Below are 24,007 nucleotides of genomic sequence, written 5' to 3' on the forward strand. Positions count from 1 at the left end.
TCCGGATCATGCTCTAGACGATCTGTCTGATGTCGGCGGGCCTGTGCAGCGCGTTGACCAAGATGCGGAGCGCTTCCGTCAATTCCGCCCTGTTGCGCGCCGCGCCAAGCGAGACGCGTGCCGCGTGTGGCGGCGTTCCGTCGACGGTGAAGGCCTCGCCGGCGACGACTGCGAGTCCATTCCGCAGCAGATGCGCCGCGACGTCGGGACGGCCCTCCGGCAGCCGTAGCCACAGATGGTGAGCGGCGGGCTCGGCCTCGAACTCGAATCCTTTGAGCGCGCGTTGCGCGAGCTGCTGGCGGCCGATCGCCTCGCTCCTGATGGCGGTGATGATGCGGTCGGCGATGCCGGTCTCGATCCAATGCGTCACCAGCGCGACCATCAGCGGCGCCGGCATCTGCACCGTCGCTTGCAAATAGCTGCGCATCTCCCGCTGCGAGCCGCCGTCGGGCGTCACCAGATGGGCGACGCGTAGCGCGGGCGCGATGCATTTTGACAGCGTGGTTGCGAGATAAGTCCGTTCCGGAATGAGATTGGCGATCGGCGATGCCGAGCGATCGAGCAGCCCGTAGGCGTCGTCTTCGATCAGAACCGTATCGGAATCGCTGATGATCTTTGCGATGGCGCTGCGGCGGTCGGGAAGAAGCGTCGCGGTGGTGGGATTGTGCAGCGTCGGAATGAGATAGACGGCCTTCGGCTTATGCGTGCGGCAAGCCTTTGCCAGCGCGTCGGGCAGGATGCCGCCGTCGTCCATGGCGACGCCGACAAGCTTGACGCCGAGCCGCGCGGCGGCGGCCCTGATGCCGGGAAAGGTGAGGGCCTCCGTCAGCACGATGTCGCCGGGCCGGGCGAGGTGGGCGAGCAGATTGAACAGGATCGTCTGCGCGCCGGGAAAGATCACGAGCCTGTCGGCGTGCGCATGTGGCACACGTGTGCGCATCCATCGCGCCGCGACCTCGCGCTCGTGGGCGCTGCCGCCCGGCGGCTGATAGTTGAGATGCGCCGTCAGGCCCGATTGCGCGCGGATGGCTTCCATCCCGGCGATGATGCGCTCGTCGAGCTGCGCTTCGAGTGGCTGCGGCGGCACGTTCATCGAGAGGTCGATCGCGACGGGATGCGGCAGATCGACCGCGCGGCGCGCGCTGGTCTCCGACACGAACGAGCCCTGGCCGACCCGGGCCTCCATGATGCCGCGGCGCCGCGCTTCGGTATAGGCGCGCGTCACCGTGGTGAGATCGATGCCGAGCGCCTTTGCCAGCGCCCGCTGCGTCGGCAGTTGCTGGCCGCGCACCAGCCGGCCGGCGGCGATATCGGCCTCCATGGCCTCCACGATGCGCTGATAGCGCGGCCCGCTCAGCTCCGAGATTGTAGGGGTCCAATCCATGCAATTAACGTCCATATCCTTTGAATGTATGGATGCAAGATATTATTGTATGGATCGTAGAAAAGGAAGAGGTGGGGTCATGGCGACCGGTTCAGTTTCTCTGGCAAAGGCGATGTGGCGCGGTTTCTTGGGCAAATGCCCGAACTGCGGCGAAGGGCATGCGTTCGGCCGTTTCCTGAAGGTGGCTGATACGTGCGACCATTGCGGCGAGGAGCTGTTCCACCAGCGCGCCGACGATTTTCCGGCCTATCTCGTGATGGTTGTCGTCGGCCATCTCGTGGTCCCTGCAATCCTCGCGGTCGAAACCGCCTATGCGCCGGCCGTCTGGCTGCAACTGGCGGTGTGGCTGCCCGTGACCTTGTTCGCTTCGCTCGCGCTGCTGCAGCCGACCAAGGGTGCCATCGTCGGGCTGCAATGGCAGATCGGCATGCACGGTTTTGAGGCGGGCAAGCTGCGGCGCGAAGCTGGTCAGGGTGCACCCGTCCTCGTGAAGGTGAACACGCGCGCGGCTTAAAGAGCCGTAGCGTTTACATCGCGCGGTCGGCCGCTACACTCCATCGTACAAACAAGAACGATGGAAACGCTGATGGCCGTACGCTCAAAAACCTTCCTGCTTTGTCACGGCGCGTGGTCCGGCGGGTGGGCTTGGAAGAAGATGCATCCGCTGCTGGCAAAGGCCGGCCATCGCCTGATTGCGCCGACCTATACCGGGCTCGGCGAGCGCGCCCATCTGGCCAGCCCCGCGATCGATCTCGACACGCACATCCAGGACATTCTCAACGTCATCAGGTTCGAGGACCTCGAGGACATCGTGCTGCTCGGTCACAGCTATGGCGGCATGGTCGCCACCGGCGTCGCCGATCGCGTGCGCGAGCGTGTGTCGCAATTGATCTATCTCGACGCCTTCGTGCCGCGTGACGGCCAATCGCTGTTCGATCTCCATGAGGGCGGACGCGAGCCGATGCGCAAGGCAGCAAGCTCAGGCGACGGCTACCGCATCCCGCCGAACCCGCCGCCGCCGGACACGCCGCAGGCCGATCTCGACTGGCTCAACGCCCGCCGGATCAACATGCCGATCAAATGCTTCGAGACAAAGCTGAAGCTCGAACATGGCGAGCCGGCGATGCCGCGCAGCTACATCTATTGCACGCGCATTCCGCCGGGCGACGTGTTCGGACAGTTCGCCAGGCGCACCAAGAGCGAGGATGGCTGGCGTTATATCGAGCTCGACGCCAGCCACGCGCCGAACGTGACAGCGCCGGACGCGCTGATGGGCGTGTTGCAAGAGATCGTCGGCTAATCCTCTACTGTCATTCCGGGGCTCGCGAAGCGAGAGCCCGGAATCCATTCATCACCCATACTGCGGCCCAATGGATTCCGGGCTCGTGCTGCGCACGCCCCGGAATGACGGCGCCAAATGGTGAGGGGCTCGATGCGGTCAGCATCGAACCCCTCGTTGCAAGATATCAGCCGGCCTGTAAGCCGGGTTCTGTAGGGCACCGTCCGCTTGCGCGAACGATACGTGACGGCCATTCCTCTGGGACCATGTTTGCACATGGCCTCGAGCAACCTACCCGGACGGCGGGCCTGACATCGCCCCGCGGCGTTATCGCTTTCGCGAACAGCCCGCTACGCCGTCCCTATTCGGTTTTGCTCCCGGTGGGGTTTACCATGCCGGCTCCGTTGCCGCAGCCGCGGTGCGCTCTTACCGCACCTTTTCACCCTTACCCTGCGAAGCCCGAAGGCGAAGCAGGGCGGTTCGTTCTCTGTGGCACTTTCCCTGGGGTCGCCCCCGCCGGACGTTATCCGGCACCGTATGTCAAGGGAGCCCGGACTTTCCTCCCCGGCGGCCTTTCGGCACTTGCCGGAGCGGCCGTCCGGCCGACTGACGGCTTACGCATGAAGCATTTGTGTCGGTTCCGCAAGCCGATAACGCCATGCCCGCTTCGCCCGAAATAATTTATCCTGAAGATGTCGTTGGGCGCGTGTCCCGTTCGACTGGATGTCGGCGATCCAGCCGTGCAACAGGAGTTAAGCGATGCAGTATTTGCTGATGATCTACCAGAACGAAGCCGAGTACGCGAATATGCGTCCGGCTGCCGGCCAGCAGATGACGGCGGAATATCAGACCTTCACGCAAGGCATCATCCAGAGCGGCAATTTCAAGGCCGGCGACCGGCTGCAGCCGACCACGACCGCGACGACGGTCCGCGTGCGCGACGGCAAGACGCTGACGACCGACGGCCCGTTTGCCGAAACACGCGAGCAGCTCGGCGGCTACTACCTCGTGGAGGCCAAGGATCTCGATGCTGCGATCGAGATCGCGTCGCGGATTCCGTCGGCGCGCATCGGCTCGATCGAGGTGCGGCCGATCTGGGTCTACGACAAGTGATGGCGCAGCCGCGCATCGGGGCATGACACTGTCTGAGATCGACAAGGTCTTCCGCGACGAGGCGGGGCGGGCGCTGGCCACGCTGATCCGCCTCGTCGGCGATTTCGATCTCGCCGAGGACGCGCTTCAGGACGCCTTTGCGGTGGCACTGGAGCGCTGGCCCGCGTGCGAGGTCCCCGACAATCCGCGTGCGTGGCTGGTCAATGTCGCCAAGCACAAGGCCATCGACCGTATCAGGCGCCAGGCCGTCTTCCGCGGCAAGGAGCAGGCGCTCGTGCACGAGCTCGAGCTGAACGCGCAAGCGCCCAACGAGCCGCCGGCAATGCTCGACGACGATATGCTGCGGCTGATCTTCACCTGCTGCCATCCTGCATTTGCGCCCGAAGTCCAGGTCGCGCTGACGCTGCGCACCGTCTGCGGGCTCTCCACGGCGCAGGTCGCGCGTGCCTTCCTCGTCACTGAGGAGGCGATGGGGCAGCGTCTCGTCCGCGCCAAGCAAAAGATAAGGCTGGCCGGCATTCCCTATGAGGTCCCCGAGCGCGACACGCTGGTGCCGCGGCTCGACGGTGTGCTTGCCGTGATCTATCTCGTCTTCACCGAAGGCTATGTGGCGACATCCGGTGCGGATTTGATGCGGCCCGATCTTGCGGCCGAGGCGATCAGGCTTGGCCGTTTGCTCGACCGGCTGCTACCCGATCGCGCCGGGATCAAGGGCCTGCTGGCGCTGATGCTGCTGCACGATGCGCGCCGCGCAGGGCGCCAGACCGCCGCCGGCGACATCGTGCTGCTGGAGGAGCAGGATCGTTCGCGGTGGCACCGTGCACAGATCGAGGAGGGGCTGCGTCTGGTGGACGACGCACTGCGCGTGCCCGGTCGGCCGCAGCCTTATGCAGTACAAGCCGCAATCGCCGCGCTGCATGCGCGCGCGCCGAGCTATGAGCAGACAGACTGGCCGCAGATCGCCGGGCTCTATGAAGTGCTGCTGCGGATCAATCCGTCGCCGGTGATCGAGCTGAATCACGGAGCGGCAGTGTCGATGGTCGATGGTCCCGCACGTGCGCTCGATCTCGTGGATGCGACCGCTGCACGCGGCGGACTTCACGGCTATGAGGTGTTGCCAGCGGTGCGGGCGGATTTGTTGCGGCGGCTCGGCCGGAATGAGGAGGCGCGCGAGGCCTATCGCACGGCGACCGAGGCGACGCAGCTCGAGCCGCTGCGACGGCTGTATGCGCGAAGAATGAGAGAGATGGAATAGTCGCCACATACTCCGTCATTGCGAGGAGCACTTGCTTCGCTTCGCTCGCAATGACGGGGTGTGGCAGTCGCCGTCACTTCGTCGCGATAGTCGTTGTCTCCTGAGGGAGACTCCCCAACAGCGCCTGCAAGGTCGACAGCGTCGAGTGATCCGCGACCCCATCCAGTCGCGCCGGGCGGAAATGGCGCTGGAACGCGGTGACGACTTCCATGGTCGCGGCGTCGTATTTGCCGGTGAGGGGAACGCCGTAGCCGTATCGGGCGAGCGCCTGCTGCAGGCTCAGCACCTCGTCGCTGATGGTGCCGAGCATCAGGCTCTCGCCGCGCACGACCGGCGCGGGCGTGACCCAGTGGCCGACGCCAGAATTGGCCAGCGAATGCCACGGAAATTTTTCGCCGGGATCTTTCTTGCGCGCGGGCGCCACGTCGGAATGGCCGAGCACCCGGTGCGCGGGCACCTTGCGGCGGAGCATGATGCCGCGGCACAGCGCGATCACGGCGGCGATCTGGCGCAGCGGAAACTCCGGATAGCCCCAGTCGTGGCCGCGATTGACGATCTCGATCCCGATCGAGCAGGAGTTGATGTCATCCTCGCCGGCCCAGGACGAGACGCCGGCATGCCAGGCACGCCTGGCCTCCGGCACGCATTGCACGATGCGGCCGTCTTCCAGCACGACATAGTGTGCCGACACCTCGGTGCCCGCGGAGCAGAGCCGCGCCAGCGCACCTTCGACGTCGGGCATGCCGGTGTAGTGCAGCACGATCATATCGGGCTGCCGGCCTTTGTTGCGGTCGCCATGGTTCGGTGAAGGGATGATGTCGGAGACGATCGAGGAATCCGGCTCGAACGTCCGCATGTTCGCGGCGGCCTTGGGAACCGGGAGAACACGTTGACGCTTCGAATCAGATCCAGACGGCGTGGACGAACCGGACGACATAAACAGCTCGAGACAGACAGAGAGTGGGCCAAGCCCTTCTCTTTACTATTCCTTTACCCTCGACCGTGCGCAATCGCGCGACGGGGTTAACGGATGCATTTTGGCGCATGTGTGTGGATGAAGCATCACCGCCGCGTCAGCTTTTCGACTTGTCGCGAGCCGATCAACGCTTTCTTAACGCTAAGGGCCGTTACTGAGAGATGAAGAGCCGACCCGCGTCCGGAGGCGGCCAAAGCGTATTTTGGCTCGAAATCCCATGGCTGCCCGACAAATTCCAAGGGGAATACTGGGTTGGTGGCCCGGGACGACCGGGCTCGGTAACTATGTTGGACGGGGGTTGGGTCGTGGAACCGCCGCGACGCGGAATCATTCGAGGCGTTATGAGCTTGTTCGTCCCCGATCTCACTTGGGAGTCCGGCGGGGCGATTGGCAGGCCTGGCGCATGAGCTCGGCTGCGCACATCCCCGTTCTTGGCCGTGAGGCCATCGACCACCTCGCCCCGCGCGAGGGCGGCCTTTATATCGACGCGACCTTCGGTGCCGGCGGCTACAGCCGCGCGATCCTCGACGTGCCGGGAACCCGGGTGATTGCCATTGATCGCGACCGTACTGCGATCGAGGGCGGCGCCGAGCTGGTCGAACGCTCCGCGGGGCGGCTGACGCTCGTCGAAGATCGCTTCTCCAACCTCGCCGAGGTCTGCGCGGCTCAAGGCGTTGATGGCGTCGACGGCGTCGTGATGGACGTCGGCGTGTCCTCGATGCAGCTCGACCAGGCCGGCCGCGGCTTCTCGTTCCGCCTCGATGGTCCGCTCGACATGCGGATGGGGCAGGCAGGCCCGACTGCGGCCGACATCGTCGCGCGCGCGTCGGAAGGCGATCTCGCCGACATCATCTATCTCCTCGGCGAAGAGCGGCAGTCGCGTCGCATCGCCCGCGCCATTGTCGCGGACCGGCAGGAGTCGCCGTTCACGACCACGCGCACGCTCGCCGATCTCGTCGGCAGGGTGGTTCGTTCCAAGCCTGGCGATATTCACCCGGCGACGCGGACGTTTCAGGCCCTGCGCATCTTCGTCAACGAAGAGCTCGAGGAGCTCCAGAGTGCGCTCATCGCTGCCGAGCGTGTGCTCAAGCCCGGGGGTCGCCTCGTGGTCGTCTCATTCCATTCCCTGGAAGACCGCATCGTCAAGAATTTCCTTGCCGATCGGTCCAAGACAGGTGGCGGCTCACGCCATTTGCCGGAAGTGTCGCAGGCGGTGCCGAGCTTCCAGCTTCTGACGCGGCGGCCGGTGATCGCAGGCGAGGACGAAGTCGCGCAGAACCCGCGCGCGCGGTCGGCAAAACTTCGCGCCGCCGAGCGCACCTCGGCGCCTGCGCATGACGATCGCGAGCAATCGTCCTGGCCAAAACTCTCCGACATCATGAGAGGTGGCTAGCGCATGCGCTTCATCCACCTCCTCGTCATCGGTGCGCTGATCTTCGCGGCGGCCCATGTCTACCGGATCAAGATGGACTCCACGGCGCGCACCGAAAAGGTGCTGCGGCTGCATGCGGAGATCCGCGAGCAGCGCGATGCGATCGCGGCGCTGCGCTCCGAATGGGCCAAGCTCGATGCGCCCCTGCGCCTGCAAGGCCTGTCCGACCGCCATCTGCAGCTCAAGCCGGTCAACGGCACGCAGTATGATTCACTGAAGAATTTGGCCGAGCGTCCGCCGCGGATGTTCAGGCCGGGCGAGCCGGATCCGATCGGCGCCATGCTCAATACCATCGAAGCCGCCAGCGATCCCGATAATGTGACGGGCTCCGTGCCTCAGCCCGAGGACAAGCCATGAGTGCTGTGACCCCGGCCAAGCCTGCAGAAAAGCGGACCGAGCCTTGGCGGCAACGGCTGATCCGCAGCCTGCTTTATGGGCGCAACGTCGATCGTGCGGCCAAGGCGCGGGCGCGCGTCGGCCTGGCGATGCTCGCCTTCGGCGCGGTCTACGCCCTGATCGGCGGCCGGCTCGTGATGTTCGCGATCGGCGCCGACGCCCACGGCGCGCGCCGCGCCGCGGCGCAGGAGGTGGTCGCGACCGCGCGGCCCGACATCGTCGATCGCAACGGCGCGATCCTCGCGACCGACGTCAAGGCGTCGAGCCTGTTCGGCGAGCCGCGCCGCATCATCGACAAGGATGAGGCGATCGAGCTTCTGACCGCCACCGTGCCCGACCTCGACGAGGCCGAGGTGCGCGAGCGCCTGAAGACGCGCAAGGGCTTCGTTTGGCTCAAGCGCGAAATCACGGCGAAGCAGCAGCAGGATATCCACAAGCTCGGCATTCCCGGCATCGGCTTCCTGCGCGAGAACAAGCGCGTTTATCCAACCGGCAACGAGGTTGCCCACCTCATCGGTCTCGTCAATATCGACAATCAGGGCATCGCCGGCATGGAGAAGTGGCTCGACAATCAAGGGCTGGCCGATCTCCACCGGGCGGGCTTTGCCACCGACCGGCTGCAAAAGCCGATCGAGCTCTCGGTCGATCTACGCGTCGAGCACGCACTGCGTGACGAGTTGCTGAAGGCCAAGGAGAAATATCACACCAAGGCCGCCTCCGGCATCGTCTCCAACGTCAAGACCGGAGAGATCGTGGCGATGGTTTCGCTTCCGGATTTCGACCCAAACAATCCGAAGGAAGCGCACGATCCCGACCGCATCAATCGCCTGACCACCGGCGTCTACGAGATGGGCTCGACCTTCAAGGCGTTCACGCTGGCGATGGCGCTCGACTCCGGCAAGATCAATTTGAACACGTCGTGGGATGCACGCGGAAACCTGCACTACGGCAAGTTCACCATCCACGACAGCCATCCGCTCGGACGCTTTATCAACACCAAGGAAGTGTTCACGTTCTCGTCCAATATCGGCGCCGCGCGGATCGCGCTGGGGCAGGGCGTCGAGGCCCACAAGGCATTCCTCGCCAAGATGGGCCAGTTGACACGGTTGCGCACCGAACTGCCGGAGAGTGCGGCTCCGCTGATACCGCGCCGCTGGGGCGAGCTGAACACGGTGACCATCGCGTTCGGCCAGGGCATGTCGGTGGCGCCGCTGCAGGCGGTGATGGGCATCAATGCGCTGGTGAACGGCGGCTATCTGATTCCGCCGACCTTCATGAAGCGCAGCGAGTCCGAAGCGGCGGCGATGGCCAAGCGCGTCATCAGGACCGAGACCAGCGACAAGATGCGGTTCCTGATGCGGCTCAATGCCGAAATCGGCACCGCCAAGACCGCTGACGTCAAGGGTTACTACGTTGGCGGCAAGACCGGCACGTCCGAGAAGGTTATCAACGGCCGCTATGCCAAGAAGCGGGTGCTCAACTCCTTCACCGCGATCATGCCCTGCGACGATCCGAAATATCAGATCCTGATCATGCTGGACGAGCCCCAGGCGATTCCCGAAACAAAGGGTTTCATCACCTCGGGCTGGAACGCGGTGCCGACCGGCGGCAAGGTGATCGAGCGGATCGCCCCGCTTCTGGGCGTCGAACCGCGGTTCGACCTGCCGCCGTCTGAGCGCCTTATTCTTGCAGCATCCAGGACAACCCAGTAATCAACCGGGTGGGCCGTTGCCGCTGCTGAGTCGGGATTTCCCTGGAGATTCGGCGATCCGGTCCGGCATGTCGACTGGAAGACCATGAAGCTGCGCGACCTCCTCGATCAGGACGTTCAGGGTAATGATGCCGCAATTGAGCCCGCGGTCGCGGCGCTCGACGTGAGCGGCGTTGCCCTCGACAGCCGCGCGGTCAAGCCGGGTGATCTCTTCTTCGCACTTGCGGGCAGCAAGACCGACGGTGCGCGTTTCATCGATGCCGCGATTGCCGCAGGCGCGTTGGCGGTCGTCGGCGACCATGCGCCTGATGGCTGCAAGGTGCCGTTCATCACAGTCGCCAATCCGCGCCGCGCGCTGGCGCTCGCCGCGGCAAGATTCTACCCCGCGCAACCCGCGACCATTGCGGCGGTGACCGGCACCAGCGGCAAGACCTCGGTCGCCGCATTCACCCGGCAGATCTGGGAGAGGCTCGGGCACGCTTCCGCCAGCATCGGAACCATCGGCCTGGTCTCGCCGAAGCGTACCGTCTACGGCTCGCTGACGACGCCCGATCCGATCGCGCTGCACCGGCAACTCGACGAGATCGCGCGCGAGGGCGTCACGCATCTCGCCTTCGAGGCCTCCTCGCACGGACTCGATCAGTATCGCCTCGACGGCGTGCGCGTGTCCGCCGGCGGCTTCACCAATCTCTCGCGCGACCACATGGACTACCATCGGACCGTCGCGCATTATCTCGCGGCCAAGCTCAGGCTGTTCCGCGAACTTGTGCCGCCGGGAGGCGCGGCCGTGATCTCCGCCGATCATGATTGCTCGGCGGAGGCAATCAGTGCTGCGAATTCGCGCGGCTTGCGCGTGATGGCGGTCGGTCGCAACGGCGACGGGGCAGGCGAGGGCATTCGTCTCGCGGGTGCGGAGGTCGAAGGGTTTTCGCAAGTGCTCGCGCTCGAACATCGCGGCAAGCGGTATGCGATCCGGCTGCCGCTGGTCGGCGAATTCCAGATCGAGAATGCGCTGGTGTCGGCCGGTCTTGCGATCGGCACAGGCAGCGACGCCGCAAACGTGTTCGCGACCCTCGAAGGTCTCGAAGGCGCCAAGGGCCGGTTGGAGCGTGTCGGCGAGCGCAACGGCGCGCCGATCTTCGTCGATTACGCGCACAAGCCCGACGCGCTGGCCAAGGCGCTGCAGGCGCTGCGTCCCTACGCCAGGCGCAGGCTGGTCGTCGTGTTCGGTGCCGGCGGCGACCGCGATGCCGGCAAGCGTCCGATCATGGGCGAGATCGCGGCCGGCAACGCCGACGGAATCATCGTCACCGACGACAATCCTCGCAGCGAGAAACCGGAATCCATCCGCGGCGAAATCCTGGCCACTGCGAAGGGCGCCCGCGAAATCGGCGACCGCGCTGCGGCGATCCGCACCGCGATCGAGGAATTGCAAGATGGCGATGCGCTGCTCATCGCCGGGAAGGGCCACGAGACCGGGCAGATCGTCGGCGGAGAGGTTTTGCCCTTCAGTGATCACGAGGCGGTCGCCGCCGCACTAGCGTCGAGGATTGCATGAGCGCGCCAATATGGACGGTGGCCGAAGTGGCGCGCGCGCTGGGCGCTGTCGGATCGTTCCCGGATACACCGATCGACTTCGTCACCCAGGACAGCCGGCTGGTGAAACCGGGCAGCCTGTTCGTGGCGCTCAGCGGCACGCCGAGCGGCGGCTTCATCTCGGCCTTCGCCAGCGCGCGCGACGGTTGGGAGTTCGCGGACAAGGCGGAGGCTTCCGGCGCGGTCGCGATGATCGTGCCGCACGAGATCGCGGGCATCCGCATTCCCCAGATCGTGGTCAAGGACACGCTGATCGACGGTCTCTGGGGCCTTGCGCGCGCGGCACGTGCGCGCTTCAACGGGCCGGTGATCGGGCTCACCGGCAGCGCGGGCAAAACCAGCACCAAGGAATTCCTCGCGGCCTACCCCAATGCCTATGCCAGCCCGTCGAGCTTCAACAATTTCTGGGGCGTGCCGCTGACGCTGTGCAATGCGCGGCCCGATGCCAGTCTCTGGGTCGTCGAGATGGGCATGAACCAGGCCGGCGAAATCGCGCGGCTCAGCGAACTGACGCGGCCGACAGTCGCGCTCGTCGTCAACGTCCAGCCGGTGCATCTGGAGAAGCTCGGTTCGCTTGAAGCCATCCGCCGCGAGAAGGTGTCGATTGCGCTCGGCCTGCCCCCGGAAGGCGTGCTGGTGCTGCCCGCCGGGATCAAGGCGCCGGACTGGAAGGGCAAGGTCATACGCTTCGGCGACAAAGCCGAGGTGCACGAGGTCGCGCACGCGCCGCATGGCGACAGCTGGCAGGTCGTGGCCGCGCTCGGCAAGAAAGAGATCGCGTTCAGCCTGACGCCGGGCGCGCCGCACCGCGTCCAGAATGCGCTCGCGGCGCTCGCATCGATCCGTGCGGCGAACCTCGATGCGGCGACGCTTGCAATCAAGCTCGACCGGGTCGGCATCATGACCGGCCGTGGCGTGGAGCAGGCCGTCGGCGGCATCACCGTGATCGACGACAGCTTCAACGGCAATCCGGCCAGCGTGGCTGCCGCGCTGCAAAGCCTGCAGGCGCGCAACACGACCGGCGGCCGCCGCATTGCGGTGCTCGGAGACATGCTGGAGCTGGGCGCCGGCGCGCCGGCCTACCACACCGACCTCGCCAGGCATCTCGACGGCATTGACGGGGTCTATTGCGTCGGGCCCCTGATGCGTCACCTTTTCGAGATGCTTCCAGCCGGCAAGGGTCTCGGCTGGCACAGCGACCCCGTCACGCTGAAGCCGGGCGAGGTCGCAAATCTGCTGAGGGCAGGCGATGTCGTGGTTGTCAAGGGCAGCAAGAAGATGTTCTGGGTCAACAAGTTTGTACCGGGCCTAGTGGCCGCCTTGCAGGCAAGGGCGTAAACTGCTTGGAAGGCGCTGTTCCCGAATCCCACCGTTTCCGGCGCGAAGCCGTTCGTTTTCTTTAGAGGTCGCCCGACCCCATGATGAAGACCAGCGAATGCGCGTGAGGCAGGTTGACAAGGCCAAGATCAAGGCGCGTGCAAAGGCGCCATAGGACCGTCTGAATGTTTTACTGGTTGATCGAGCTCTCCAACACATTTCCGGGCTTCGGTGCCGTTCGCACCTTCCTGAACGTCTTCCGCTACATCACCTTCCGCACCGGCGGCGCCGTCGTCACCGGCGCGCTGTTCGTGTTCCTGTTCGGCCCCTGGATCATCGACCATCTGCGCATCCGGCAAGGCAAGGGGCAGCCGATCCGGGCCGATGGTCCGCAATCGCATCTCGCCAAGAAAGGCACGCCCACCATGGGTGGGCTGATGATCCTGTCCGGCCTCACGGTCGGCACGGTGCTGTGGGCCAATCCGCTCAATCCTTACGTCTGGATCGTGCTGGCGGTGACGCTCGGCTTCGGCTTCGTCGGCTTCTATGACGATTATCTCAAGGTGACCAAGCAGACCACGACCGGGTTCGGCAGCAAGCTTCGCCTGCTGATCGAGGCGGCGATCGCGCTGGTTGCCTGCTACGCGCTGGTGCGGCTGAACCGCGATCCCGCGTCGACCGCGCTGACGATTCCTTTCCTGAAGGACACCGTGCTGCATTTCGGCTGGTTCTTCGTCATCTTCGGCGCCTTCGTCATCGTCGGCGCCGGCAATGCGGTGAACCTCACCGACGGTCTCGACGGCCTTGCCATCGTGCCCGTGATGATCGCGACCGCGAGCTTTGCGATGATCGCCTATCTCGCCGGCAACGCGGTGTTCGCCGATTACCTCCAGATCAAATATGTCGCCGGCACCGGTGAGCTCGCGGTGCTCTGCGGCGCCCTGCTGGGCGCGGGCCTCGGCTTCCTCTGGTTCAACGCGCCGCCGGCCTCGATCTTCATGGGCGACACCGGCTCGCTCGCGCTCGGCGGCATGCTGGGTGCGATCGCGGTCGCGGTGAAGCACGAGATCGTGCTCGCGGTGATCGGCGGCCTGTTCGTGCTGGAGGCGGTCTCCGTCATCGTTCAGGTGGTGTCGTTCAAGATGACGGGAAAACGCATCTTCCGGATGGCGCCGATCCATCACCATTTCGAGCAGCTCGGCTGGACCGAGCCGCAGATCGTGATCCGGTTCTGGATCATTTCTGTGATGCTGGCGCTCGCCGGCCTGTCCACGTTGAAGCTGCGGTGACCGCTCGATGATCCCGGTCACGTCCTTTGCCGGCAAGACGGTCGCGGTGTTCGGCCTCGGCGGCTCGGGGCTCGCCTCCTGTCACGCGTTGAAGGCGGGCGGCGCCGAGGTGATCGCCGCCGATGACAATGCCGAGAATGTCGCCAAGGCCGCGCAAGCGGGCTTCATCACGGCTGATTTGCGCAACGTCTCCTGGACGAATTTCGCCGCGCTGGTGCTCGCGCCCGGTGTGCCACTTACCCATCCGGTGCCGCATTGGAGCGTGCTGAAGGCACGCGAGGCCGCTATCGAGGTGATCGGCGACATCGAGCTGTTCTGCCGCGAACGGCGCCGGCACGCGCCGGATGCGCCGTTCGTCGCCATCACCGGCACCAATGGCAAATCGACCACAACGGCGTTGATCGCGCATCTGACCAAGGTCGCCGGCTACGACACCCAGATGGGCGGCAATATCGGCACCGCGATCCTGTCGCTGGAGCCGCCGCGCATGGGCCGCGTCCACGTCATCGAGATGTCGTCCTACCAGATCGACCTCACGCCCTCGCTCGATCCCTCCGTCGGTATTCTGCTCAATGTCAGCGAGGACCACATCGATCGCCATGGCACCATCGCGCACTACGCCGCGGTGAAGGAGCGCCTGGTTGCCGGTGTGCAGCCGGGTGGCACGGCGATCGTCGGGGTCGATGACGGTTTTTGCCGCGATATCGCCGACCGGCTCGATCGCGCCGGCAAGAATGTGGTGCGCATCTCGGTCAGAAATCCGCTGGCCTCCGGCATCCATGTCGAGCATGGCACCATCGTGCGCACCGCGGGTGGCGCGCGCAGCGAAATCGCAAAACTCGGCGGCATCGGCTCGCTGCGCGGCCAGCACAATGCGCAGAACGCGGCGTGCGCGGCCGCCGCCGCGCTCGCGATGGGGATCGGCCTCGATGTCTTGCAGAACGGACTGCGCAGCTTTCCCGGCCTTGCACATCGGATGGAGCAGGTCGGCCGCCGCGGCAACGTGCTGTTCGTCAACGACTCCAAGGGCACCAATGCGGACGCCACCGCGCATGCGCTGTCGTCCTTCTCCGACATCTTCTGGATCGCGGGGGGCAAGCCGAAGGCCGGCGGCATTACGGGCCTCACCGGCTACTTCCCGCGCATCCGAAAAGCCTATCTGATCGGCGAGGCCGCGCAGGAGTTTTCGGGGACGCTGGGCACGCAAGTGCCGCACGAGATCAGCCAGACCCTCGACGTCGCCGTCGAGCAAGCCGCACGCGATGCGGAAGCGTCGGGGATCACCGACGCGGTCGTGCTGCTGTCACCCGCCTGCGCCTCCTTCGACCAGTATCGCAATTTCGAGATCCGCGGCACCAGGTTCCGCGACCTGGTGCAGGCGCTGCCTGGCGTGAAGCCGGTGGTGTAGGGACGCTGCTGGTTCTTGCTCCGCTGTCGTCGCCCGGCTTGACCGGGCGACCCAGTATTCCAGAGGCGGCGCTTGAGCCGAGGGGCTGCGGCGTACTGGATGCCCCGGTCGAGCCGGGGCATGACAGTGTGTTTTGCGGCGACGGCTGAGATCATCCGCGATTCCTTAACCCCCCGGTAACCAACCTCAGCGACCAATGGACCGACCTCTGTCCGAAAGCGGCCGCCATGCTCTCCCGTGAAGAACGCACCCCCTTTTCCGAGTGGTGGTGGACCGTCGACAAGCCGCTGATGGGTGCCATTCTCGCACTGATGCTGACGGGCGTGATCCTGTCGCTGGCGGCGAGCCCGCCGGTTGCGACCCGCATCGGGCTCGATCCCTTCCACTTCTTCAGCCGCCACGTGCTGTTCCTGGTGCCGTCCTGCATCGTGCTGCTCGGGGTGTCCTTCCTGTCGCCGCGGGCGATCCGTCGCTCGGCGCTGATCATCTTTGCGGTCAGCATCGTCCTGATCGTGCTGACGCTCGCGATCGGCCCCGAAGTAAAGGGCTCGCGGCGCTGGATCACGCTGCTCGGCCTCAATATCCAGGCCTCCGAGATCGCAAAGCCGTCGTTCGTCGTCATGGCCGCCTGGCTGTTCGCGGAATCCACTAGGCGACCAGAAATGCCGGCGACCTCGATGGCGCTGGTGCTGCTCTTGATGCTGGTCTCGCTGCTGGTGATGGAGCCCGACTTCGGCCAGACCATGCTGATCCTGATGGTGTGGGGCTCGCTGTTTTTCATCGCGGGGATGCGGATGATCTGGGTGTTCGGGCTCGCCGGCCTCGGCGCCGCCGGACTGTTCAGCGCCTATCTTTTTGTTCCGCACGTCGCCGGCCGCATCAAGCGCTTCATGAATCCGGCTTCGGGCGACACCTTCCAGGTCGATACCGCCATGGAGGCCTTCTACAACGGCGGCTGGTTCGGGCTCGGACCGGGCGAGGGCATTGCCAAGCGCAGCCTGCCGGACAGCCACACCGACTTCGTGTTCGCGGTTGCCGCCGAAGAGTTCGGCATCATCCTGTGCCTCGCGATGCTGGCACTGTTTGCTTTCGTCGTCATCCGCACGCTGTCGCGCGCCTATGCCAACGAGGACATGTTCTCGCGCTTCGCTGCCTCGGGTCTTGCGATCCTGTTCGGCGTGCAGGCCGCGATCAATATGTCGGTCAATCTCCAGCTCATCCCCGCCAAGGGCATGACGCTGCCCTTCATCTCCTATGGCGGCTCCTCGATCGTGTCGCTGGCCTACGGCGTCGGCATGATGCTGGCGCTGACGCGGCTGCGCCCGCGCACCGAGGTCGAGGCAAGCGGCCACGCCGAGGCGATGCGCAGCTACGCGTAGTTTTTCGTCATTGCGAGCGAAGCGAAGCAATCCAGAATCCCTCCGCGGTGGCAGTCTGGATTGCTTCGCTTCGCTCGCAATGATGGGAGAGACATTGTAAAACTCGTCGCCATGGACACATCCCCCCTGATTCTTCTCGCCGCGGGCGGCACCGGCGGCCATTTGTTTCCGGCCGAGGCGCTCGGCGTCGAGCTGATCCGGCGCGGATTCCGCGTCCGCCTCGTGACGGACGAGCGCGCGCTGCGCTACAGCGGGCTGTTCACCAAGGACATGATCGACGTGGTCTCGAGCGAGACTGCGCGTGGACGCAATCCGCTGCAGCTCGCCTATGCCGGCCTGACTCTGGCGGCCGGCACGCTGTCCGCCTACAGCCTGATCAAGCGATTGAAGCCGGTCGCTGTCGTCGGCTTCGGCGGCTATCCGACGCTGCCGCCGCTGGTCGCCGCAAGATTCGCCGGCGTGCCCGGCATCATCCATGACGCCAATGCCGTGCTCGGCCGCGCCAACCGGTTTCTGTCGAGCCGCGTCCGCGCCATTGCGACATCATTGCCCGGCGTGCTCGATCGCGATCCGGCGCTATCAGGCAAGACCACGACGGTCGGCACGCCGATGCGTCCGGCGATTCTCGCCGCAGCTGGCGTGCCATATGCTGCGCCTGAAGCGAACGGTCCGCTGCGCCTGCTCGTCGTCGGCGGCAGCCAGGGCGCGCGCATCATGGCCGACATCGTGCCGGGCGCGATCGAGCGCCTCGAGCCTGCACTGTGGAGCCGGCTTGTGCTCACCCAGCAGGTGCGCGACGAGGACATGGCGCGCGTGCGTGCGGTCTACGACAGACTGAAGATCAAGGCCGAGCTCGCGCCGTTTTTCACCGATCTGCCGGCTCGGCTCGCCTCCAATCATCTGGTGGTGTCGCGCTCAGGCGCCGGCACCGTGGCCGAACTCGCCGCGATCGGGCGGCCCTCGATCCTGGTGCCGCTGCCGGGTGCGATCGACCAGGACCAGTTCGCCAATGCCGGCGTGCTGGCCAAGGTCGACGGTGCGATCCGCATTCCGCAAACCGAGTTTTCCTCCGATCGCCTCGCCGCCGAGATCTCCGCCTTCGCCGCCGAGCCCGCGCGCCTTGCCGCCATGGCGCAGGCCGCCCGTGGCGCCGGCCGGCTCGACGCAGCGGAGCGGCTGGCCGATCTGGTAGCCAAAATCGCGGGAATCTGACGCCAAACGTGGAATTTCCATAGTTTTACCGTCATGGCCGGGCTTGTCCCGGCCATCCACGTCTTGCAAGAAAGACGCTAGGATTCGTGGATGCTCGGGACAAGCCCGGGCATGACGAGGGAACTGCGGGATACGCCATGAGACTGCCGCGCGAGATCGGACCCATCCACTTCGTCGGGATCGGCGGGATCGGCATGAGCGGCATCGCCGAGGTGCTGCTCAATCTCGGCTATACCGTGCAGGGCTCGGACGCCTCCGACAATTACAATCTCGACCGTCTCCGCAAGAACGGCGCGAGGGTCTCGGTCGGCCATAAGGCGGAGAACGTCGACGGCGCCGAGGTCGTCGTGGTCTCCACCGCCATCAAGCGTGACAATCCGGAACTGACGGCGGCGCGCGAACGGCGCATTCCGGTGGTGCGCCGCGCCGAGATGCTGGCCGAGCTGATGCGGCTGAAGAGCTGCGTCGCCATCGCCGGCACCCACGGCAAGACCACCACGACCACGATGGTTGCGACGCTGCTCGACGCCGGCGGCCTCGATCCCACCGTCATCAACGGCGGCATCATCAATGCCTATGGCTCCAACGCGCGTCTCGGTGCGGGCGACTGGATGGTGGTCGAAGCGGACGAGAGCGACGGCACGTTCCTGAAGCTGCCGACCGAGGTTGCGATCGTCACCAATGTCGATCCCGAGCATCTCGATCACTTCAAGACCTTCGAGGCAGTGCAGGACGCCTTTCGCCATTTCGTCGAGAACCTGCCGTTCTATGGCTTCGCCGCGATGTGCATCGATCATCCCGTGGTGCAGACTCTTATCGGAAAGATCGAGGATCGGCGCATCATCACCTATGGCGAGAATTCGCAGGCCGATGTGCGCTTCGTCGACCTGACCCCGACGGGCGGCGGATCGAAGTTCAAGGTTGCGTTCCGAGATCGCAAGACGGGCGCCGTGCACGAGATCGCCGATCTCATGCTGCCGATGCCGGGACGCCACAATGCCTCCAACGCGACCGCCGCGATTGCGGTCGCGCGCGAGCTCGGCGTGTCGGACGAGGCGATCCGCAAGGCGATTGCCGGCTTCGGCGGCGTCAAGCGCCGCTTCACCAAGACCGGCGAATGGAACGGCGTCACCGTCATCGACGATTACGGCCATCATCCGGTCGAGATCGCGGCGGTGCTGAAGGCGGCGCGGGAATCCACCAACGGCAAGATCGTCGCCGTGGTGCAGCCGCATCGCTATACCCGCCTGCAGTCGCTGTTCGAGGAATTCTGCACCTGTTTCAACGATGCGGATGCGGTGATCGTCGCCGAGGTCTATGCCGCGGGCGAGACGCCGATCGAGGGCATCGACCGCGACCATTTCGCCGCGGGCCTGCGCGCCCACGGCCACCGCGAGGTGATCCCGCTGCCGGCAGCCTCCGATCTCGCCGGCATCGTCAAGGGGGTGGCGAAGTCGGGCGATCTCGTCGTGTGCCTTGGCGCCGGCAACATCACGCAATGGGCGTATGCCTTGCCGGGCGAATTGAAGGCGCTGGGATAGGGCAGTGGGCTTCCCCGACATCACACCCTCGCTCAAAGCCGCGATGCCCGACCTTCGCGGCCGGCTGCTGGCGAACCAGTCGCTGGCCGAACTCACCTGGTTTCGCGTCGGCGGTCCGGCGCAGGTGCTGTTCACGCCGGCGGACGAGGACGATCTCGCCTACTTCCTCGCGCATCTCGCAAGCGACATTCCGGTCTATGTCGTCGGCGTCGGCTCCAACCTGATCGTGCGCGACGGCGGCATTGCGGGCGTGGTGGTCCGTCTGGCGCCGCGCGCCTTCGGCGAGGCGAGCGCGAGTGGCGATGTCGTCACCGCGGGCGCGGCCGCGCTCGACAAGCGCGTGGCGGAAGTCGCCGCGTCAGCCAATATCGGCGGCCTCGAATTCTATTTCGGCATTCCCGGCACGGTCGGCGGCGCGCTGCGCATGAATGCAGGCGCCAACGGCGGCGAGACCAAGGACGTGTTGATCGAGGCGCGAGGCATCGGGCGCGACGGCACGAAGCACGTCTTCTCCAATGCCGACATGAAGTTCGTCTACCGCAACAGCGGCGTCGATCCCTCCATCATCTTCACATCCGCGCGTTTCCGCGGCGAGATCAGGGATGCCGAGGCGATCCGCGCGCGCATGGCGGAAGTGCAGAGCCATCGCGAGACCGCGCAGCCGATCCGCGAAAAGACCGGCGGCTCGACGTTCAAGAACCCGCCCGGCCATTCCGCCTGGAAGCTGGTCGATGCCGCCGGCTGCCGCGGTTTGCGCGTCGGCGGCGCCGAGGTGTCCGAGATGCACTGCAATTTCCTGATCAACACGGGCAATGCCACCGCGCACGACATCGAGACGCTGGGCGAGACCGTTCGTGAACGGGTGAAGACGAATTCCGGAATTGAGCTACACTGGGAAATCAAGCGGATCGGAATTCCCGCGTGAGTGTCATTCCGGGGCTCGCGAAGCGAGAGCCCGGAATCTCGAGATTCCGGGTTTGATGCTTCGCATCGCCCCGGAATGACGAACACAGACAGGTGACGGACCAAAGAACATGCGCATCACCATCCTCTTCGGCGGCTCCAACCGCGAACGTCTGGTTTCGGTCGCTTCAGCCCAGGCGCTGCATCAGGCGCTGCCCGAGGCCGATCTCTGGTGGTGGGATGTCGAGGACAAGGTGCATGTCGTGCAGTCCAGACAGCTGCTCGAACATGCCCGTCCGTTCGAGGATGAATTCAAGCCGGGCACGTCAGGCATTCCGTTGGAGCAGGCGCTCGACCAGGCCGGGGGGGAGAACCGCGTGCTGGTGCTCGGCCTGCATGGCGGGCGTGCCGAGAACGGCGAATTGCAGGTGATGTGCGAGGCGCGTGGCGTGCCTTTCACCGGATCGGGCTCGGCCTCCTCGCATCTCGCGTTCGACAAGATCGCAGCCAAGCATTTCGCTGCGCTCGGCGGCGTGACACCGCCGGCCAACGTTGCGCTGGACCAGATCGACGAGGCCTTCGCCGAATACGGCCGGCTGATCGCAAAGCCCGCCAGGGATGGCTCGAGCTACGGCCTGATCTTCGTCAACGCCAGGCAGGATCTCGTCGCCGTCCGCAATGCCGCGAAGCACGAAGAGTACGTGATCGAGCCCTACATCGCCGGCGTCGAGGCGACCTGCGGCGTGCTGGAGCGGCCGGATGGCTCGATCATCTCGCTGCCGCCGATCGAGATCATTCCGGGCGAGGGCAGTTTCGACTACGCGGCAAAATATCTTTTGAATTCGACTCAGGAGATCTGTCCAGGCCGCTTCACGGCGGAGATCACCGCGGCGCTGAAGCAGCAGGCGATGCTGGCGCACCGGGCGATGTCGTGCACCGGCTATTCCCGTTCGGACTTCATCGTCTCGGACAAGGGGCTGGTCTATCTCGAAACCAACACGCTGCCCGGCCTGACCAAGTCCTCGCTCTACCCCAAGGCGCTGAAGGCCGAGGGCATCGAGTTCGTCGACTTCCTGCGCGGCCTGGTCGAGCTCGCCGTGGCCGGTGTGCGAAAATAATTAGGACTGGTTAACGGCCGAATCGGCGAAACGGCCGGTTTTGGAACCCAAAACCGGTAAAATGCCGGATATTGCGGCATAAATGCCTCACAGGCCTGGGCAAAAAGCTCACGTCGTTAACGAACTTTACCTTTTGTTTACCAGGACGTCCGAAGGTTAACGCTGGCGGCGCATATGACGCTTTGGCTGCCGGCGCGTGGACCGTTGCGGGTGTTGTCACCTCCGACGAACGCTCTGAAGGGGAGAGGTTTTCTTCTGCTGAAGACCAGCACCCGGCCCGGCAAGTCCGAGACGTCATGTTCGCCAGGACCCGCGCGATGTCGCGGGCAAACTGTTGACGAGCTCGTGCAATGGATGGAGCAGGAAGCCTCACTCGGTCGCTTTTCAGATCGCTGAGGCCCCAAGCTGACCTGAAGGCGGCCGCTATCGGAGCGGTCGTGCTTCTGCGCGAGTGGGTGCAGGACAAGCGCCAGGAAAGAGTTCACGGCGCGCGTGCTGCAGCCAAGGAAAAGATCAGGGCCAAAGCCGTCATCGAGCGCGAGCCGCCGCCGCGGCTGGTCGCGCTGGTCGAGCGCTATCTGCCGCGCCGGGTTGGGATCAGCATGACGGTGCTGCTCCTGATCGGAAGCTGCGGCTTCGGTATCGTCAAGGGCGGCCATCTCCAGGATTTCATCACGGCGGTCAACGACACCCGCAACGCGCTGGCCAATTCCGCCGGTTTCCGCATCACCTCCGTCGTGATCAACGGCCGCAAGCAGCTCAGCCAGGACGAGATCCTCGCGATCGGCGGCGTCAGCGGCCGATCCTCGCTGCTGTTCCTCGACGCCGACGCCGTGCGCGACAAGCTCAAGGCCAATCCCTGGATCGCGGATGCGACCGTGCTGAAGCTGTATCCGGGCCAGCTCATGATCGAGCTCACCGAGCGCAAGGCGTTCGCGCTGTGGCAGGAGGCCGGCCGCCTCTCCGTCATCGCCGATGACGGCGCCGTGCTCGAGCCCTATGTCTCCCGCCGGTTCCTGTCGCTGCCGCTCGTGGTCGGCAAGGGTGCCGAGACGCAGGCCCGCGACTTCCTCGCTTTGCTGGCGCGCTATCCGCAGGTCAACTCGATCACCAAGGCCGCGATCTTCGTCGGTGAGCGGCGCTGGAACCTGAGGCTCAAGGACGGCCTCGACATCCGCCTGCCCGAGCAGGACGTCGGCAACGCGCTTGCGATGCTGTCCAGGCTCGACAAGGAGGACAGGCTGTTCTCCCGCGACATCGTCGCCATCGACCTGCGCCTGCCCGATCGGCTGGTGGTGCAGCTGTCCGAGGACGCCGCCAAGGCGCGCGACGATTTGTTCAAGGACAAGAAGAAGAAAAAGGCCGGGGACGCTGCATGACCGGTCTTGATCGCACCCAGACACCGAAGACACGCCCGATTCCGCACAAGCGCGGCGGCCTCGTCGCCTGCCTCGACATCGGCACCAGCAAGATCGCCTGCATGATCGCGCGGCTGAAGCCGTCGGCGCCGAGCGAAGCCCTGCGCGACCGGACCCATGCGGTGGAGCTGATCGGCTACAGCCAGATCCAGTCGCGCGGCATGAAGGCCGGCGCTGTGATCGATCTCGGCGAATGCGAGCAGGCGGTGCGACAGGCCGTCGGGCTTGCGGAGAAAATGGCCAAGGTGCGGGTCGAGTCCGTGCTGCTGTCGGTGTCCGGCGGCCGGCTCTCCGGTCAGCTGGTCGAAGCCGCGGCCGACATCCGCGGCGGCGCGGTGACGCCGGCCGATGTCAGCCGCGTCACCTCCACCGGCATGCGCCACGCCACCGGCGAAGGCCGCACCGTGCTGCACGCGCTGCCGGTCGGCTACACGCTCGACGGCGTCAAGGGCATCCGCGACCCCCGGGGCATGGTTGCGCATCAGTTCGGCATCGACATGAACGTCGTCACCTGCGACGCCACCGTGGCGCGGAACCTGATGCTGGCGGTGGAGCGCTGCCACATCAACGTCGAAGCCATGGCGGCAAGCCCCTATGTGGCAGGTCTGTCGGTGCTGACCGACGACGAGGCCGATCTCGGCGCTGCCGTCGTCGAGATGGGCGCGGGCACCACCACGATCGCGGTCTTTTCCGGCGGCCGGTTCGTGCATGCCGCGGGTTTTGCGGTCGGCGGGCAACACATCACGATGGATCTGGCGCGCGGGCTCTCCGCGACCATTGCCGATGCCGAGCGAATCAAGACGTTATACGGGACCGTCATCACCGGCGGATCGGACTCGCGTGAGCTGATGTCTGTACCGACAGCCGGTGACGAGCAGGATCTGCCGCAGATCGTCTCCCGCGCTACCATCGCCAACATCGTCAAGCATCGTGCCGAGGAAGTCTTCGAAATGGTTCGGGACAAGCTGAAGGATTCGCCCTTCGCCTCAGAGCCCAACGGCCGCGTCGTGCTCTCGGGCGGGGCCTCGCAGCTCACCGGTCTCGTTGAGCTCGGAACGCAGATTCTCGGCCGGCCCGTGCGGGTCGGACGTCCGCTCGGCTTCGGCCGGCTGCCCAACGAGGCGAAGAACGCCGCCTTCGCGGTGCCGGCCGGACTGCTCGTCTACCCGCAATATGTTCACCACGAACATGTCGAACCGCGGCATACGCGGCAGCAGGTCAGGACGGGGACCGGCGGGTATTTCGGAAAGGTCGGACGATGGCTACGCGAGGGCTTCTGA

20 protein-coding genes and 1 other RNA gene are annotated in these 24,007 nt (G+C 65.4%); 18 read left to right on the forward strand and 3 right to left on the reverse strand.

Annotation, left to right across the window (positions count from 1 at the left end; genetic code table 11):
- Nucleotides 1-13: 13 nt before the first annotated feature.
- Nucleotides 14-1,384, reverse strand: a complete 1,371-nt coding sequence (locus ABIC03_RS20485) for an aminotransferase-like domain-containing protein (protein WP_354060489.1) — start codon at nucleotides 1,382-1,384, stop codon at nucleotides 14-16.
- A gap of 49 nt (nucleotides 1,385-1,433) precedes the next feature.
- Between ABIC03_RS20485 and ABIC03_RS20490 the strand changes: the two genes are divergently transcribed.
- Both ABIC03_RS20490 and ABIC03_RS20495 read left to right on the forward strand, forming a co-directional pair.
- On the forward strand, nucleotides 1,434-1,898 hold the full coding sequence (locus ABIC03_RS20490) for a DUF983 domain-containing protein (RefSeq protein WP_354060491.1): 465 nt from the start codon (nucleotides 1,434-1,436) through the stop codon (nucleotides 1,896-1,898).
- A 72-nt stretch (nucleotides 1,899-1,970) separates the two neighbouring features.
- Nucleotides 1,971-2,684, forward strand: coding sequence for an alpha/beta fold hydrolase (locus ABIC03_RS20495; RefSeq protein WP_354060493.1), 714 nt, complete (start codon nucleotides 1,971-1,973; stop codon nucleotides 2,682-2,684).
- A 162-nt stretch (nucleotides 2,685-2,846) separates the two neighbouring features.
- On the opposite strand, the gene rnpB is transcribed toward ABIC03_RS20495, so the two are convergent.
- Nucleotides 2,847-3,273: RNase P RNA component class A (gene rnpB / locus ABIC03_RS20500), an RNA gene on the reverse strand.
- 149 nt (nucleotides 3,274-3,422) lie between these two features.
- Between rnpB and ABIC03_RS20505 the strand changes: the two genes are divergently transcribed.
- Complete coding sequence (locus ABIC03_RS20505) at nucleotides 3,423-3,776, forward strand: YciI family protein (RefSeq protein WP_018454229.1); 354 nt, start codon at nucleotides 3,423-3,425, stop codon at nucleotides 3,774-3,776.
- A 22-nt stretch (nucleotides 3,777-3,798) separates the two neighbouring features.
- Nucleotides 3,799-5,031: an RNA polymerase sigma factor gene (locus ABIC03_RS20510; RefSeq protein ID WP_354060496.1), complete on the forward strand. Its 1,233-nt coding sequence runs from the start codon at nucleotides 3,799-3,801 to the stop codon at nucleotides 5,029-5,031.
- A 73-nt stretch (nucleotides 5,032-5,104) separates the two neighbouring features.
- Here ABIC03_RS20510 and ABIC03_RS20515 read toward each other — a convergent pair whose 3' ends face one another.
- Nucleotides 5,105-5,887 (reverse strand): N-acetylmuramoyl-L-alanine amidase, encoded by a 783-nt coding sequence (locus tag ABIC03_RS20515; RefSeq protein ID WP_275173891.1) that lies wholly within the window; start codon nucleotides 5,885-5,887, stop codon nucleotides 5,105-5,107.
- 523 nt (nucleotides 5,888-6,410) lie between these two features.
- On the opposite strand from ABIC03_RS20515, the gene rsmH reads away from it, so the two are divergent.
- The 14 genes from rsmH (at nucleotide 6,411) to ftsA (ending at nucleotide 24,007) form a co-directional block, all read left to right on the forward strand.
- Nucleotides 6,411-7,400: a 16S rRNA (cytosine(1402)-N(4))-methyltransferase RsmH gene (rsmH, locus tag ABIC03_RS20520; RefSeq protein ID WP_354060498.1), complete on the forward strand. Its 990-nt coding sequence runs from the start codon at nucleotides 6,411-6,413 to the stop codon at nucleotides 7,398-7,400.
- A gap of 3 nt (nucleotides 7,401-7,403) precedes the next feature.
- The gene (ftsL, locus tag ABIC03_RS20525; RefSeq protein WP_354060500.1) at nucleotides 7,404-7,796 is read left to right on the forward strand and encodes a cell division protein FtsL; all 393 of its coding nucleotides are present in this window, start codon (nucleotides 7,404-7,406) and stop codon (nucleotides 7,794-7,796) included.
- A complete protein-coding gene (locus ABIC03_RS20530) occupies nucleotides 7,793-9,547 on the forward strand; it encodes a peptidoglycan D,D-transpeptidase FtsI family protein (protein ID WP_354060502.1) in 1,755 nt (584 codons plus the stop codon). Before ftsL ends, ABIC03_RS20530 begins: the two co-directional genes overlap by 4 nt.
- Nucleotides 9,548-9,631: 84 nt before the next feature.
- The gene (locus ABIC03_RS20535; protein ID WP_354060504.1) at nucleotides 9,632-11,104 is read left to right on the forward strand and encodes a UDP-N-acetylmuramoyl-L-alanyl-D-glutamate--2,6-diaminopimelate ligase; all 1,473 of its coding nucleotides are present in this window, start codon (nucleotides 9,632-9,634) and stop codon (nucleotides 11,102-11,104) included.
- A complete protein-coding gene (locus ABIC03_RS20540; protein WP_354060506.1) occupies nucleotides 11,101-12,480 on the forward strand; it encodes a UDP-N-acetylmuramoyl-tripeptide--D-alanyl-D-alanine ligase in 1,380 nt (459 codons plus the stop codon). The genes ABIC03_RS20535 and ABIC03_RS20540 overlap by 4 nt, the downstream gene beginning before the upstream one ends.
- A 164-nt stretch (nucleotides 12,481-12,644) precedes the next feature.
- Nucleotides 12,645-13,748 (forward strand): phospho-N-acetylmuramoyl-pentapeptide-transferase, encoded by a 1,104-nt coding sequence (gene mraY / locus ABIC03_RS20545; RefSeq protein WP_106945343.1) that lies wholly within the window; start codon nucleotides 12,645-12,647, stop codon nucleotides 13,746-13,748.
- Nucleotides 13,749-13,755: 7 nt separating this feature from the next.
- A complete protein-coding gene (gene murD, locus ABIC03_RS20550; RefSeq protein WP_354060508.1) occupies nucleotides 13,756-15,156 on the forward strand; it encodes a UDP-N-acetylmuramoyl-L-alanine--D-glutamate ligase in 1,401 nt (466 codons plus the stop codon).
- A gap of 227 nt (nucleotides 15,157-15,383) precedes the next feature.
- Nucleotides 15,384-16,535 (forward strand): putative lipid II flippase FtsW, encoded by a 1,152-nt coding sequence (ftsW, locus tag ABIC03_RS20555; RefSeq protein WP_018454238.1) that lies wholly within the window; start codon nucleotides 15,384-15,386, stop codon nucleotides 16,533-16,535.
- A gap of 111 nt (nucleotides 16,536-16,646) precedes the next feature.
- Nucleotides 16,647-17,747, forward strand: a complete 1,101-nt coding sequence (gene murG, locus ABIC03_RS20560; RefSeq protein ID WP_354060511.1) for an undecaprenyldiphospho-muramoylpentapeptide beta-N-acetylglucosaminyltransferase — start codon at nucleotides 16,647-16,649, stop codon at nucleotides 17,745-17,747.
- A 137-nt stretch (nucleotides 17,748-17,884) separates the two neighbouring features.
- Complete coding sequence (gene murC / locus ABIC03_RS20565) at nucleotides 17,885-19,288, forward strand: UDP-N-acetylmuramate--L-alanine ligase (protein WP_354060513.1); 1,404 nt, start codon at nucleotides 17,885-17,887, stop codon at nucleotides 19,286-19,288.
- A gap of 4 nt (nucleotides 19,289-19,292) precedes the next feature.
- A complete protein-coding gene (gene murB / locus ABIC03_RS20570; protein ID WP_354060515.1) occupies nucleotides 19,293-20,213 on the forward strand; it encodes a UDP-N-acetylmuramate dehydrogenase in 921 nt (306 codons plus the stop codon).
- 109 nt (nucleotides 20,214-20,322) lie between these two features.
- Entirely contained in the window at nucleotides 20,323-21,309 is a 987-nt protein-coding gene (locus tag ABIC03_RS20575; protein WP_354060517.1) for a D-alanine--D-alanine ligase family protein, read from the forward strand.
- Between the two features lie 350 nt (nucleotides 21,310-21,659).
- Complete coding sequence (locus ABIC03_RS20580) at nucleotides 21,660-22,688, forward strand: cell division protein FtsQ/DivIB (protein WP_354060519.1); 1,029 nt, start codon at nucleotides 21,660-21,662, stop codon at nucleotides 22,686-22,688.
- Entirely contained in the window at nucleotides 22,685-24,007 is a 1,323-nt protein-coding gene (gene ftsA, locus ABIC03_RS20585; RefSeq protein WP_275173872.1) for a cell division protein FtsA, read from the forward strand. Before ABIC03_RS20580 ends, ftsA begins: the two co-directional genes overlap by 4 nt.

Source organism: Bradyrhizobium sp. RT6a, assembly GCF_040547675.1.
In the GTDB taxonomy this organism is placed as follows: Bacteria; Pseudomonadota; Alphaproteobacteria; order Rhizobiales; family Xanthobacteraceae; genus Bradyrhizobium.